At 30.5% G+C, this 15,465-nt stretch carries 12 protein-coding genes; 2 read left to right on the plus strand and 10 right to left on the minus strand.

Going from position 1 to position 15,465, the window contains the following annotated elements; all coding sequences use genetic code 11:
- Positions 1–30: 30 nt before the first annotated feature.
- Positions 31–2,736: an aconitate hydratase AcnA gene (gene acnA / locus Q4528_RS06760; RefSeq protein WP_029055394.1), complete on the minus strand. Its 2,706-nt coding sequence runs from the start codon at positions 2,734–2,736 to the stop codon at positions 31–33.
- A gap of 298 nt (positions 2,737–3,034) precedes the next feature.
- Complete coding sequence (locus Q4528_RS06765; protein ID WP_029055395.1) at positions 3,035–4,675, minus strand: BCCT family transporter; 1,641 nt, start codon at positions 4,673–4,675, stop codon at positions 3,035–3,037.
- Between the two features lie 208 nt (positions 4,676–4,883).
- Here Q4528_RS06765 and mscL point away from each other — a divergent pair, with 208 nt between their 5' ends.
- Complete coding sequence (gene mscL, locus Q4528_RS06770) at positions 4,884–5,240, plus strand: large conductance mechanosensitive channel protein MscL (protein WP_017638422.1); 357 nt, start codon at positions 4,884–4,886, stop codon at positions 5,238–5,240.
- 75 nt (positions 5,241–5,315) lie between these two features.
- Here mscL and sbcC read toward each other — a convergent pair whose 3' ends face one another.
- The 7 genes from sbcC to sosA all read right to left on the minus strand — a co-directional run bounded on the left by sbcC (position 5,316) and on the right by sosA (position 13,470).
- The gene (sbcC, locus tag Q4528_RS06775) at positions 5,316–8,291 is read right to left on the minus strand and encodes an exonuclease subunit SbcC (protein ID WP_439848928.1); all 2,976 of its coding nucleotides are present in this window, start codon (positions 8,289–8,291) and stop codon (positions 5,316–5,318) included.
- A 59-nt stretch (positions 8,292–8,350) separates the two neighbouring features.
- Positions 8,351–9,475, minus strand: a complete 1,125-nt coding sequence (gene sbcD / locus Q4528_RS06780; RefSeq protein WP_046466639.1) for an exonuclease subunit SbcD — start codon at positions 9,473–9,475, stop codon at positions 8,351–8,353.
- A 106-nt stretch (positions 9,476–9,581) separates the two neighbouring features.
- On the minus strand, positions 9,582–10,049 hold the full coding sequence (locus Q4528_RS06785; protein ID WP_017637363.1) for a CcdC family protein: 468 nt from the start codon (positions 10,047–10,049) through the stop codon (positions 9,582–9,584).
- A 197-nt stretch (positions 10,050–10,246) separates the two neighbouring features.
- A complete protein-coding gene (locus tag Q4528_RS06790; RefSeq protein WP_029055399.1) occupies positions 10,247–10,489 on the minus strand; it encodes a YneF family protein in 243 nt (80 codons plus the stop codon).
- A 213-nt stretch (positions 10,490–10,702) separates the two neighbouring features.
- Entirely contained in the window at positions 10,703–12,691 is a 1,989-nt protein-coding gene (gene tkt / locus Q4528_RS06795; RefSeq protein WP_017637361.1) for a transketolase, read from the minus strand.
- Between the two features lie 133 nt (positions 12,692–12,824).
- Complete coding sequence (locus tag Q4528_RS06800) at positions 12,825–13,058, minus strand: DUF896 domain-containing protein (protein ID WP_029055401.1); 234 nt, start codon at positions 13,056–13,058, stop codon at positions 12,825–12,827.
- A gap of 178 nt (positions 13,059–13,236) precedes the next feature.
- Positions 13,237–13,470 carry a DNA damage-induced cell division inhibitor SosA gene (gene sosA, locus Q4528_RS06805; protein WP_017637359.1) on the minus strand — a complete coding sequence of 78 codons (234 nt, stop codon included), beginning with the start codon at positions 13,468–13,470 and terminating at the stop codon, positions 13,237–13,239.
- Positions 13,471–13,613: 143 nt separating this feature from the next.
- Here sosA and lexA point away from each other — a divergent pair, with 143 nt between their 5' ends.
- A complete protein-coding gene (gene lexA, locus Q4528_RS06810) occupies positions 13,614–14,237 on the plus strand; it encodes a transcriptional repressor LexA (protein ID WP_017637358.1) in 624 nt (207 codons plus the stop codon).
- Between the two features lie 192 nt (positions 14,238–14,429).
- Here the strand turns inward: lexA and Q4528_RS06815 are convergent, their stop codons facing one another.
- A complete protein-coding gene (locus tag Q4528_RS06815) occupies positions 14,430–15,455 on the minus strand; it encodes a CAP domain-containing protein (protein ID WP_096807799.1) in 1,026 nt (341 codons plus the stop codon).
- Positions 15,456–15,465: the final 10 nt, after the last annotated feature.

A 15,465-nucleotide genomic window follows, 5' to 3' on the forward strand; every position in this document is an offset into this window, starting at 1 on the left:
TAACCTAAACGTTAGCACAGTTGATTTTTATTATTGAGCTAATTTATTTCTTAATACCATTTGTAAGATACCACCATGACGATAGTAGTCTAATTCAACTAATGAATCAAAACGAACCATTGCTTCGAAATCAACAACTTCTCCGTTTTCTTTTTTAGCATGAACTGTAACTAAATCATGAGGTTTTACATTTTCATCGATATCTACTGAAATTTCTTCTTTACCTTCTAAACCAAGAGAATCAGCTGATTCACCTTGTTTAAATTGTAATGGAAGTACACCCATCATAACTAAGTTTGAACGGTGAATACGTTCATAACTTTGAGCGATAACTGTTTTAACTCCTAATAAGTTTGTACCTTTAGCAGCCCAGTCACGTGAAGATCCCATACCATAGTCGTTACCAGCTAATACAGCTAAGCCAGTGCCATTTTCTTTATATTTCATAGCAGCATCATAAATAGGCATAACTTCGTCTGTAGGCCAATAAGTTGTAAAGCCACCTTCAGTACCTGGAGCTAATTGGTTTTTAATACGGATATTAGCGAATGTACCACGTACCATTACTTCGTGGTTACCACGTCTAGAACCGTATGAGTTGAATTCTCTAATTGGAACATTGTGGTCAATTAAATACTTACCTGCTGGTGTGTCTTTACCGATTGCACCTGCTGGAGAAATATGGTCAGTTGTTACTGAATCTCCAAATTTACCCATAATACGTAAGTCTTTTAATGGTTCAATTGTTCCTGGTTCTTTAGATAATCCTTGGAAGAATGATGGATTTTGAATATATGTTGAATTTGGATCGAAATCATATAGTGGTGCATCTGTTACATCGATTTCATTCCACATTTCATTATTTTCATAAACATTTGCATATTCTTCTAAGAATAATTCTGGTGTTACTACACTATCAACTGTGTCAGCAACTTCTTTAATACTTGGCCAGATATCTTTAAGGTAAACATCTTCGCCATCTTTACCTTTACCAATAGCTTCATTTTCTAAGTCAATATCTACAGTTCCAGCTAAAGCATAAGCAACAACCAATTGTGGTGAAGCTAAGTAGTTAGCTTTAACTAATGGATGGATACGACCTTCAAAGTTACGGTTACCTGAAAGTACAGATGTTACTAATAAATCTTCGTCAGCAACAGCTTTTTCGATTTCTGGTAATAATGGACCAGAGTTACCGATACATGTTGTACAACCATAACCAACTAAGTTGAAACCTAAATCATCAAGATATTCTTGTAATCCAGAATCTCTTAAATAACCTGTAACAACTTTAGAACCTGGAGCTAATGATGTTTTAACATATTCAGGTACTTTTAAGCCTTTTTCGATAGCTTTTTTAGCTACAAGACCTGCACCTAACATAACGTAAGGGTTTGAAGTGTTTGTACATGAAGTGATAGCTGCAATTGCTATATCACCAGTTTTCATAGTAGCTGTTCTACCATCGTTGAAACTGATATTAGCTTGTTTATCAAATTCACTTTCATCTAGACCATGACCTTGGTTGCCAGCTGGTGCTGTAACTGATTTTTCAAATTCAGTTTTCATGTCACTTAAGAAAATTAAATCTTGTGGACGTTTTGGACCAGATAATGAAGCTTGTACTGTAGATAAGTCTAAGTCAATTACTTCAGTATATTCTGGGTCTTCATTTTCAACTTGGAAGAACATATTATTTTGTTGTAAATATTCTTTAACAAGTTCAATATGATCAGCTTTACGGCCAGTTAATTTCATATATTTAAGTGATTCTTCGTCAACTGGGAAGAAACCACATGTTGCACCGTATTCTGGCGCCATGTTAGCGATTGTAGCACGGTCAGCTAATGGTAAGTTTGTTACACCAGGACCGAAGAACTCTACGAATTTACCTACTACACCGCGTTTACGCAACTCTTCAGTTACACGTAAAGCTAAGTCAGTTGCAGTAGAACCTTGAGGTAATTCATTACTTAATCTAACACCAATTACTTCTGGAATTGGGAAGTAAGAAGGTTGTCCTAACATACCTGCTTCGGCTTCAATACCGCCGACACCCCAACCTAATACACCAATACCGTTAATCATTGTTGTATGAGAGTCAGTACCAACTAATGTATCAGGGAAAGCAGTTTGTTCACCTTCAACGTCACGGACATGAACAACATTTGCTAAATATTCTAAGTTTACTTGGTGAACGATACCAGTTGCAGGTGGTACAGCATTATAATTGTCAAATGCTTTAGTTGCCCAGTTTAAGAATTGATAACGTTCATAGTTTCTTTCGAATTCTAATTTCATATTACGTTCTAATGCGTCTGGGTTAGCGTAGCTATCTACTTGTACAGAGTGGTCAATAACTAAATCTACTGGTACTTCTGGGTTGATTTTGTTAATATCTCCACCAACATCATTCATTGCTTTACGTAAAGACGCTAAGTCAACTACTGCTGGTACACCAGTGAAGTCTTGTAAAATAACACGAGATGGTTTGAAAGGTACTTCACCTTCATTATCTTTTTTACCGAATTCTGCTAACTTTTTAATGTGATCGTCAGTGATTACAAAATCATCTTCCTGACGTAATACAGATTCTAATAATACACGAATTGAATAAGGTAATTTAGAAATTTTAGTTAAACCTTGTTCTTCTAATGATTTCAAATCATAGTATGTGTATGATTGGCCATTTAAATCAAATTGTTTCTTTGCTGTTTCTTTAAAATTAGAAGCCATTTGATATCCCCCTTGAAAATCTTTATATTTTATATGCCTTATTTAAATTGTATTATTATATGTTTTCGAAAACAACTATATAAGAGTAGAAAGACGTCGATTTTCATTTCGCATTTTTAATCAGGTAGCATAAGCAAAACTTATCATAAGACGTTAGTGCAATAAGTAAATTTTATTAATTGAGAATGGTTATCAATCGCAAGTATTAGTTTTCATTTTTTATAGATAAAAAAATACTACCAGCCCTATATAGAGCCGGTAGTATCTTCACTCATTTCTAAAAGAATTAATTATTGAATTATTCTTCTCTTTCACGGTTTCTTCTTGATTCACGTTTTTCTAAAATATCAGATTCATAATCTTCTTGTTGATATTTAACGTACTCTTCTAATCTGTGTTTATTAGGCGTTAATGTTAAGCCTAAGAATTTACGTTCTTTGTTGGCATCTTTGTAAAAGCTTATCATCATCAGTATGACGACAAAGGAGAATGGGAACGCACTAATAATGGCGGCACTCTGAATCGCGTTGAGTGCTTTTGTTCCATCTCCGCCACCAGCTAATAATAGAACGAATGCAATAAGTGCTTGAGCAATTCCCCAAGTTACTTTAACTGCACTGTTTGGATTTAATGAACCAAATGTTGTCTGCATACCTAAAACGAATGTTGCAGAGTCAGCTGATGTGATAAAGAATGAAGCAATTAAAATAAGTGCTATGAATGATAACACTATACCTAACGGAACGTGGTGGAATACACCAAATAATTGTGTTTCTGGAGTCATATCAAATAATTTTGGATGTTTTTTACCTGTTTCAATACCAAGAACACCGAATACACTAAACCAGATGAAACTTACAATTGCTGGTACTAATAGTACACCTGAAATAAATTCTCTGATTGAGCGTCCTTTTGAAACTCTGGCAATAAATACACCAACGAATGGGCTCCAACTTAACCACCAGCCCCAATAGTATAATGTCCATGTTGACATCCATTCACGTTTTTGACCATTTAATGCTGCAGTGTCAAAGCTATTGAATAAGAATGTATTTAACAAGCTACCTGTTGAACTTGTCATCATATTAAGGATTAATACAGTTGGTCCAATGATTAATGTAATAATCATTAATATGGCACCTAAACCAATATTTAAATTACTTAAATACTGAATACCTTTACTTAAACCTGACCAAGCACTAGCGATAAATAATATCGTTACAACAACGATAATAATTGCTTGAACCCAAGTTGTATTTGGAATTCCGAATAAGTAACTTAAACCACCATTAATTTGTAATGCACCCATACCTAGTGATACAGCTACACCTACTAAAGTAGCAAATACAGATAAAACATCAATAAATGTTCCAATAGGTCCTTCTACTTTATCTCCTAAAAGTGGTCTTAGCGTTCTTGAAAGTAAACCAGGTTCACCTTTACGGAATTGAGAATATGCAAGTGCTAATGCTACTACACCATATACTGCCCATGCGTGGAATCCCCAATGGAAGAATGTAGAACGTAACGCTTCTGTATATGCTTCAGTAGTCTTTGGATCAGCATCAGGTGGTGAAGCAAAGTGTGACATAGGTTCAGCTGCACCATAGAAAACTAAACCAATACCCATTCCTGCACTGAATAACATTGCAAACCAAGAAATTGTATTAAATTCTGGTTTATCATTTGGTTTACCTAACTTAAGTTTCCCTATAGGGCTAAAGATTAGGAAAATACAGAAGAAAACAATAACTGTAGTTAATATTAGGTAATACCAACCTAGTTTATCAGTAATCCACATTTTGACTTCATTAGTAACCGTGTCAAATTGAGATGGGAAAATGGCACCAATTAACACAACAATTGCTGCGACAATGGCACTGTAGATAAACACCGGAGAAATCTTCTTACCATTTTTTTCTTCAGAAGAAGAATTCATAATTAATTACTCCCTTCTTATTATTAAATTTTCAAACTAGTAAAATTAAATTATTATTTTTTTATCTTAAAACAATTAACTTTACTAAAACACTACTATAGGATAACAAAGCTCCATATTAGAATCAAATTTGATTAAAATTACTATTTTCTAAATTAATTATATGATGTATAATGACGAATATATTGTTATGAAAGGATTTTTTTATATGCTTAAAGAGTTTAAAGAGTTTGCATTAAAAGGCAATGTATTAGATTTAGCTGTAGCCGTAGTTATGGGCGCTGCATTTAATAAAATAATCACTGCATTAGTCCAATACATTATTATGCCATTAATTGGTAAAATATTTGGTTCTGTCAATTTCGCAGAGGACTGGGCTTTCTGGGGAATTAAATATGGTTTATTCATACAATCAATAATTGATTTTATAATCATAGCTTTTGCATTATTTATCTTTGTGAAAATCGCAAATACATTAATGAGAAAAGAAGAACCAGAAGAAGAATTAGAAGCAAACACTGTTCTTTTAACAGAAATCAGAGATTTATTACGAGAAAAAAATTAATAATTATTAATTAAAACGATTTATCAACCTAATTTATAGAAGTTGATAAATCGTTTTTTTATAACTTTATGATTATTAATTCCATTTAAATTGTGTTGTGCTTTGGTATTGATTAGATGTCACTTCTAAAATGAGTGGTATTCGTTGTTTCAATTCACTTACATGAGATATGATTCCCACCATTCTACCTGTAGATTTCAAATTAACTAATGTATCTAGTGCTGTTTCAAGTGTTTCTTGATCTAAAGTACCGAATCCTTCATCAATAAACATAGATTGTAATGAAATTCCTCCAGATTCTTGTTGTACAATCTCACTTAAACCTAATGCTAAAGCTAATGACGCTTGGAACGTTTCCCCTCCTGATAACGAACTTATATGTCTAGATTTATTTGAGTAAAAATCAAATACGTCAATTTCAAGACCACTAAACCCTTGTGATAAAGCTGCTCTTCTTTGTAACTGATATCTTTGACCGCTCATAGTTGCAAGACGAATATTAGCTTGAGCGATTATTTTTTCTAAATAATATACAAGAACGTAATTTTCTAAGGTTAACTTTTGACTATTTTTACCTGACAAAATTTCAGACAGATTAAAGATATCTTGTTGTTCTTTTAACTCTTTATTCAAGTAATTTATATTAGATTCAACTTCATTTCCTTTTTGTTCATTTAATTTGATTTGATACTCTAGCGTTGCTATCTCATTATTTAATTGATTCAATTGTTCTTTTGTCTTTGATAGATTTTCTTGTATTTTATCGATATCTTCCAAATTTCTATCTGAAACTAGCTTCGTTAGCCTATTTATTTCTACTTCATACATATGCAATTGTTTATTAAAATCATTAATTTCTTTCTCGATTGATTCCTTTTCATTAACGATTTCTATAATGCTTTGGATTTGTTCTATTGAAGATAAACTTAATCTATTCATTTCATTTTCAATTTCTTTTTGAGTTCGTTTAAGTTCATCTTGGCTTTCATTTAATGAAGTGGTATGATGCTTAACATTGTTTTCTTCAATACTTAGTTTTTGAGAAATATCACTCATGGCATGTTTATACTTCTCGGTTAGTTGTTCATATTCAGTAACATTATTTTTTAATTGTTCATAGTACAATTTAAACTCTTTAATGTTAGTAAATTGAGATGTCGTTTCAAAATCATTAATTCTAATTTCACATTGTTCAATTTTTGCATTTGTATCTTTTATTTCATTTTCTATTTCATATATTTCTTGTTTTTTTTGTTCAATTTTTTTATTTGTTGATAAGATACGGTCATTTTCTTTTTGATGTCTTACTTTTTCTTCCTGTTTTACTCTAAGTTGAGTATTAAGTTTATCTATATTGAGAATTGATTTTTCATCTACATTAATATTTTTTAATTGTTCAGTAAGGTGATTAATTGAATTTTCAAATTTAGCTTTGTTTATTTTATGCTCATTTAATTCTTCTTGTAACGACTTTAATAACCTTTGCTTTTCATTAATGCTTTCGAAGTCAATATGTTGATCTAAAGAAGTGATTTCATTACCACAAACTGGGCAAGTATCTCCTATTGAAACAACTTGCTGTAATTGTTCTACTAACGTTTCTTTATTGTTTAAATTAATTTCATTTTGATTGATATCAGCTATCGCATTGATTAATTTTTCAATTTCATTGTCCGTTTTCTCATTAGAATCTTTTATTTCATTAATTCTGGAATTTAGATTTTCTTTGGTTTTTACTTCTTCCAATTGCTTTTCAGTTGTTTCAATATTTTTTTCTATTTTGAAAATATCTTGAGATAATTGTTCAACTACATCGTAGTCAACGTCTTTCGAATCAATAGAATCTTTTAATTGATAGAATTCTTTTTCGACTTGCTCTTTCTTTTCTTTTAATTTTTCCAATTTAGATGAAAGTTTTTCCTTATCTTTATAACTTGAATCATATTTAGATAAATTAACATAGAAAGTATGTGTTTTTTCTAAATATGCTTTTTCTTTGTTTATTGATTCTTCACTTTCAGTTAATTTTTTTAATTGGTATTGATAGTCCTCTTGTTCTTGATTTAACTGTTTAATTGATTGTTTAGATGTTTCAACAGAATTTTCTATTTGTTTTAATTTTTTGTTTGTTTCATTTTTACTATCAAGCAATTGTGATAAAGGTTTAATTTCGTTGATTTTATTTAGCTTTTCCTTTTGTTTATTGATGCTTTCTTCTTGTTCTTTTAATTGATTAAATTGATTTTTGTTTTTCTCTAATTCTTTTAAATTTGATTCCAGCTCTTTATTTTCATTCAAATTATGTTCAATCTTTGAAATCTTGTTCTCTAAAATATTTTTATCTTCATATTTACTTTGAGCCAATTTTTTACCGAATTCATTGAATTTTGGCAATGCATCTATTAATTTTTCAGTTTGCTGAACATTAATCGTTTTTAATTCTTCAAGGCTTTCACTGTCAAAGGTGTTGATATCATTCCATAATCTTTCAATATTCTTATATCTATCTTCAATTTGTTTTTTTTCATTTTTAACATCTTCACTCAAAGCTTTTTCAATTTGTTCAAATCTTTCACTATTAAAAAGAGTTCTTAATATACCTTGCTTTTCTTTACTATTAGATAATAAGAATTTTTTAAATTCACCTTGTGGTAATATAAATAATTGTCTAAATTGTTCAGCGTTAACGCCAATTAAATCAATAATAAATTGATTTCCAGCACTCACCATACTTTCACGTAAATCAAATTCATTATCATTGTATTCAAAAACATTTAGCTTTGCTGGTGTTTTAGTTGTATTTCCTTCTTTAATATAAGGTCCAGTTCGAACTATTTTAAAGATTTTGTTATTTAGTTCAAATTCAAAAGTAACTTGCATGGCTGAATTACCATCAGCAAAATGACTTCTTAAATCACTTTCTTTTCTATTTTTAGTTGAAGCTTCCCCATATAACGCATATACTATGGCATCAAATATCATTGTTTTACCAGAACCGGTCTTACCACTTATCAAAAATAATTGATTTTGATCTATTTTATGAAAATCTATTGTTTCATTTAAGAAAGGTCCAAAATTAGTTAAAGTTAACTTAGCAGGTTTCAATTTAATTAATCTTCCTTTCTCATCAAATTATTAATAATTTGATTAATTTTCTTTTCTTGAATATCACTCAGTTGTTCATTGGTTATGTTTTCATAAAATTTATTTATAATCGAAATATCACTTTCCTGTTTTATTTCAATTTGGTCGATTGCATCATAATATTCAAATGTCTCATTAGTTAATGCCAGTGTATTGGGATAAATTTGTTTCAAATTGATAATTGGATCTGATATATGAGACATATTTTTCAATCTAAAATGTATGTAATTATTTTTATTAGTAATATCTACCTTTTCTTGAATAACATCTTCGTAATCTCCAACTACTATTTCTAACTTTCTCATTGGTTCTATTGGAACGAAATAATCATTTATATTTTCTTTATTATTAAATTTAACAACACGATAACCTTTAGGTTGTCCAACTTCAGAAAATGAATATTGCAAAAGTGAACCACTGTATTTAATTCTATCTTCATTAATACTAAATGGATGATGTAGGTGACCTAATAGTACAAAATCAAATATATCAAACGATCTTTTTTCCACTGTCTCTACAGTTCCAATAGTTAATGGTCTTTCAGAATCTGATGTTTTGCCACCTTGGACAGTTAAATGACCAATTAAAACATTAATGCTACTCTTATCTAGCGTTTTTGACATATACATTATACATTTATCAAGTGCTTGTTGATGTGTTTGAATTGTTTCATCTTTAAAAAAGTGTTGCACTTCTGTTACTGTCGCAAATGGTAATGTATAAAAATTAACTCCTTTAATATTTATAGGCTCAATCATACTTTCTAATTTTGTTCTAATATATAAGTTACTATGTTCAAACCAATTTGCCCCGTAATTCAAACGTTCTTTTCCATCATGGTTTCCACTTATCATAACTACTGGTATTTTCATTTCAATATTAAGTTGTGAAATTGTTTCTTCAAATAGTTTTATCGTTTCTTTACCTGGATAAGTAGTATCATATAAATCTCCTGCAATAACGATGACATCAGGTTCTTCATCTTTCATTTTCTTTATAAACTGTTCTAATACATACCTTTGGTCCTCTAACAATTGCTTACCATTCAAAATTCGCCCTAAATGCCAATCTGCTGTATGAATTATTTTCATTTTTTACCTCCAAATAGAACGTTTGTTCGTAACTATTTTATAATTTTTTAATCTATATATCAAGTAAAAAACCACTCATCTCTAAAGATAAGTGGCTATAATATATTTAATGAACAATTGATTTTTTTACTTTTTTATACTGATAATACATTGCTAATCTCCATGGTACTATCATACAAAATGCTAATAAGAAAAACATACCCGCTATCTCACCTGGATCGATTTCGTTACTAATAAAGATTTTTAGAACAGTACGGATAACTAATAGAGAAATTAAGATAATCGGAAACGCTTTTGATCGTTTCATATAAATTTCGCTACCTTTAACTTCAAATCTAGATGTCCAAATTAACACTGTTGAGAAAAGTACACCTAAAATAAGTGACTCTAAAATCTCGGTACTAGTCAATCTAAAATATGGTACTACATACATTAGAGCACCTGTTGCCATAAAAAATGGAGGCAATATAATTTTCTTTTCATTAACTGGGAATTTTTGTGCCTTCATTCGAATCACAATAACAATTGCACCCATAAAGAATGCAACTACTATAGAAAATACTAAATATGCCACGCTTACACCTTCTCATATATTCTAAACTTTAATACTCTTTTTAATCACGTGTTAGTATATCATTAAATCAAGTCATTTTCATAGTTTTTAAATTAATAAATTCTAGCTATTTTATAAATTAACTTGTTTTCTCATTCTCCATAAAAAAAGGGATTAAATCAACGTTAACATTGACTTAATCCCCACTAATATTTATCTTATTTTTTTTGACCTTTCATGCCTTGGTCCATATTTTTGTTCATCATAGTCATCATTTGATTGATTTTCTTTTGAGAAGGTTTTTGACCCATTTGCATCATCATCATACGTAGCATTTCTTCATTAATAGGTGGGTTTTTTTTCAAATAATCCATCATATATTTTCTTGCTAAGAAGAAACCACCAGCTAAACCTGCGATTAATGCTATTATAATTAAAATAATTGCTAACCAAATTGCCATTGTTTCACCCACTTTCTTTATCCTAATGAATTTTACTAGATTCAAATATTTATTTCAAGACAAATTTGTATCTTAAAATAACGCACATCAAAAATAATAACAAATTTTCAATATATATTAAATGTACTTTTGAATATTAAAGTTAACATTTAAAAACTGTTAGTTTCGCATAAGCTTAACTAGCAGTTTATTTGAGTTTAAATTATTGATTAACTAAAATTCACGAATTTGGTTTAAAACATTTTCTTTAGTAAATCCATATTTTTCAACTACTAAATCGCCAGGAGCACTTGCACCAAAGCCATCGATACCAATAACTTTACCTTGTGTTCCAACATATTTATGCCAACCAAGTGTTGAAGCCATTTCAATAGCAACACGTTTAGTAATATTTGAAGGAATAACAGATTCTTTATATTCTTCAGATTGTTGTTCGAATGCGAACCAGTTTGGCATAGAAACAACTCTAACACCTTTACCTTGAGCATCTAAGTCTTTTGCAGCCTCTACTGCTAAGCTTACTTCAGAACCAGTTGCTAATAATAGATATTCAGGAGTTTCTTTAGATTCATATACAATATATGCACCTTTACGTACACCTTCTTCGACAGTTTCTTCAGAAACATCTAAAGTAGGTAAATTTTGACGTGTAAGTACTAATGATGTTGGAGTGCCTTCTGATTCTAAAGCAACTTCCCAAGCCACTCTAGTTTCATTACCATCAGCAGGACGAATCACATTCATATTTGGAATTGCACGTAATCCAGCTAATTGTTCAATTGGTTCGTGTGTTGGACCATCTTCACCAACTGCGATGGAATCATGTGTAAATACAAATGTTGAATTTAATCCCATAATTGCAGATAAACGTAAAGCTGGTTTTAGGTAGTCACTGAATACGAAGAATGTTGCACCATATGGATGTAAGCCTCCATGTGCAGCCATACCATTAACAGCAGCGCCCATTCCAAATTCACGAACACCAAACCAAATATTTTTACCGTCACGATTATTTTTATCATAATCTTTAGCTTCTTTAACATTTGATTTATTTGAACCAGCTAAGTCAGCTGAACCACCAAAGAATGAAGGTACATGTTTACTTAACGCTTGAATAACTTCACCAGAATCTGCACGTGAAGCTGCATTATGATCTGCATCAAATTTAGGTAAAGCTTCTCTGTAATCTTGAGGTAATTTACCACTTACAGCTAATTTAAATTCTTCCGCTAATTCAGGATAAGCTTTACTATACTCTTCAACTTTATTTTTCCAATTTTCTTCATTTTCATTAGCACGTTTTAACATTGTTGAATTGAAAATGTCGTAAACTTCTTGTGGTACATTAAATCTCTTTTCAGGGTCTAATCCATAAGCTTCTAAAGTTAATTTACGTTCTTCGTCGCCTAGAGGAGCACCATGAACGCCATTTGTACCTGATTTATTAGGCGCGCCATAACCAATTACAGTTTTAACTTCAATGATTGTTGGACCTTGCTGAGATTTAGCTTTATTAATTGCATTATCAATTTCTTCTAAATCATTACCATCTTTAACAAAAATGTAGTTCCAACCATATGATTCGAAACGAGATTTAGTATTTTCAGAGAATGCTTTATCTAAATCTCCATCTAATGAAATATCATTTGAATCATATAATACGATTAATTTATCTAATTGATTATGACCTGCAAATGATGCAGCCTCATGAGAAATACCTTCCATTAAATCCCCATCAGAAGCTAGAACATAAGTATAATGATCTACAACATTATAGTTATCTTTGTTAAATTTACCAGCTAAATGACTTTCAGCTAAAGCCATTCCGACTGACATTGCAAATCCTTGACCAAGAGGTCCTGTTGTCACTTCTACACCATCAGTGTGTCTGAATTCAGGGTGACCTGGAGTTTTAGAATCCCATTGTCTAAATTGTTTTAGTTCATCCATTTCTAAACTACCAGAAACGTGTAATAAACTATATAATAAAGCAGAACCATGACCTGCAGATAATACAAATCTGTCTCTATTGAAATAGTCTTTAGATTGTGGGTTGAAATTTAGGTGTCTTGTCCATAGTGTGTAAGCCATTGGTGCTGCTCCCATTGGTAAACCTGGGTGACCTGAATTGGCCTTTTCTATTGTATCGATACTTAATGCACGAATTGTATCGATTGCTAATTGATCTTCTTTATTGAACATTATATATTCTTCCCTTCTAATAATAATACTTAATGCCAATTATAACTTATTTTAATATAAATTCATAAAGAAAAATCTGAAAAATTTTTAATTTTCCATATTAATCTATATTTAAAATTCAGTAATTAGCATTCTATTTTTCTTTATTTTGTCGTTGAATTTGTTTTAATTTCTCAGGAGTAACATCATTTCCCTCAGGATCAATGACCTTAGTACTTTCAAGTTGTTGTTTGAACCCTTTTCTAAATGAATCAAGATACTGTTTTCTTAATTTAGATTGTTCTTTTGCTTCTTCATTGGTCAAACCTTTTTCTTTTTTCTTTTTAGCTAATTCATTAATTCTATCAATATTTAAATTATTAGACATTTTAGCTCCTACTTTCGTTTGTTAATCGTTTAAATTGATAATTTGTTAGAAAATAACCTACTACATATTATTTCAATAAGTAAAATGGATTTATTCTGTGTATATACCTTTTGTAAAATATAACAAAAAAAGGAGCGTAACCAAATCGTTACGCTCACATAAACTATTAAATATGATATTAGTTAATTGATGCGAACACTGATCCTGAATTTTGTTCGCTATCATCTTGTTTATTTAAAGATTGATTAGTATTATGATTAACATTTTGATGTATTTCATGGTCTGTCATTTCGTACGTTTGTTCTGAATGCTCATTTTGGTTAACGCTTAAGAAAAATACTAGAAAAATAAGACAAGATATTAAAAATACTGATATATAAGTTAAAAATGTTTTTGTTTGTTTTGTTAACATTGCATCTCACTCCTAGAACGTTTGTTTGTATTATTAATTTAACAGAACAGATGTTCCATGTCAACACTTTAACGAACAAACGTTTGTTTTTTGTTTATGTAGATGCTATAATATAATCAAATAAAATTAGGGAGTGCCTATATATGAGAGAGTTAACGAAAAGACAAAGTGAAATATATGATTACATTAAACATATTGTTCAATCAAAAGGGTATCCACCGAGTGTTCGAGAAATCGGAGAGGCTGTAGGATTAGCTTCGAGTTCGACTGTTCATGGTCATTTATCAAGATTAGAAGAAAAAGGTTACATTAGACGAGACCCTACTAAACCGAGAGCAATTGAAATTGTTAGCGAACAATTAGGCGACAATATTAATATGGAAGAAACGATTCACGTTCCTGTTATAGGTAAAGTAACGGCCGGAATTCCAATTACAGCAGTCGAAAATATTGAAGAGTATTTCCCACTACCCGAACATTTAACATCTACACATAACAGTGATATTTTCATATTAAATGTTGTAGGTGATAGTATGATTGAAGCAGGTATTCTAGATGGAGATAAAGTAATTGTTCGTAGTCAAACAATTGCTGAAAATGGAGATATTATTGTTGCTATGACAGAAGATGATGAGGCTACAGTTAAACGATTCTACAAAGAAAAAAATCGTTATAGATTGCAACCTGAAAATAGCACAATGGATCCAATTTATTTAGACAATGTCATAGTAGTTGGTAAAGTTATCGGTTTATATAGAGAAATGTAATCATATTTTATGCTCATAACCCCCCTATAAATAATAAAAGGATTAGGCGATTGCCTAATCCTTTTTATTTTGATTCTTTTTTAAAACTTCTTTTACTTTATCTAAGATATCAGGTTGTTGTTTTGATTTAGTTGACATTCTATCTACTTCCTTACAACTAATTATTACCCAAAGATGATTAACTCTAAACGATTAACCAGTATAATTTTCTGTCCAATACGGTTGTCGACGATCATTAAAATCAACACCTACGCCTAAAGTAGAAAAGCTATCATTTAAAATATTTTTTCGATGACCTAATGAATTCATTAATCCTTCATGTGCAAATATACTACTTTGTTGTCCATACGCTAAATTTTCACCAGCAGAACTAAAATCATGATGATCATCTTTCAAACGATCAAAAGGTGATTTCCCTTTTAAATCTGTATGATCAAAGTAGTTATTGTCCGCCATATCTTGACTATGCTTTCTAGCAGTATTAGAAACTGAAGCTGAATATTTTAAAGTTGGTAATTGATGTTGTTTACGTTCAGCATTTACGATGTCAAAATTTTGTAATTCAAAACTCTTTTCTAATGATTTGGAAGGTGCACCATATTGTTCTTGTAATCTATTTTCCATAGCTTCACTCACTTGATATAAAGCTGTTACGCCATTTTTTTCATGTTTATCGTAAAATACTGTTGTGTAAATGTGATTTTTATGGAAAATATCGTACTCGTCATTTTTAACTTCAAAACGTTTGTTACCTTTACTTATTTCTTCTATAGGTTTACCTAAACGATCTCGAACTGCCTTTTTAGGTGTAGCATATTTAATTTTAGACTGTGAAGATATTAAATTTTGATTCGTATACATGCCATTGACACGATTTTTAATATAACTAATCATTATGAATTGATTATAATCATTATCATAATACGTATACCAATGTGTACCGTATTCATTGGAAGTTATGCGTTTTTCTTTACCTAATTTATCCTCAACGTCTTTTTTTGTCATATTCATTTGAATATTATTAATCGCAAATTCTTGTTTGTCAGGAACATCTAAGCTTAAGTCTTCTTCATTTGAATTACCATATGCCCATTGATCAACTTGCTCTCTAACTTCTTGTTGTAAATGCTCTGTAAATTTGAACTCATTTAATGGTAAGAAAATAACGAGACACAAGAAGAATATAAAAAATACTAGAAATCTTTTAATTTTAGCCACCTACCGTATG

The organism is Staphylococcus pasteuri (assembly GCF_030547725.1).
In the GTDB taxonomy this organism is placed as follows: domain Bacteria; phylum Bacillota; class Bacilli; order Staphylococcales; family Staphylococcaceae; genus Staphylococcus; species Staphylococcus pasteuri.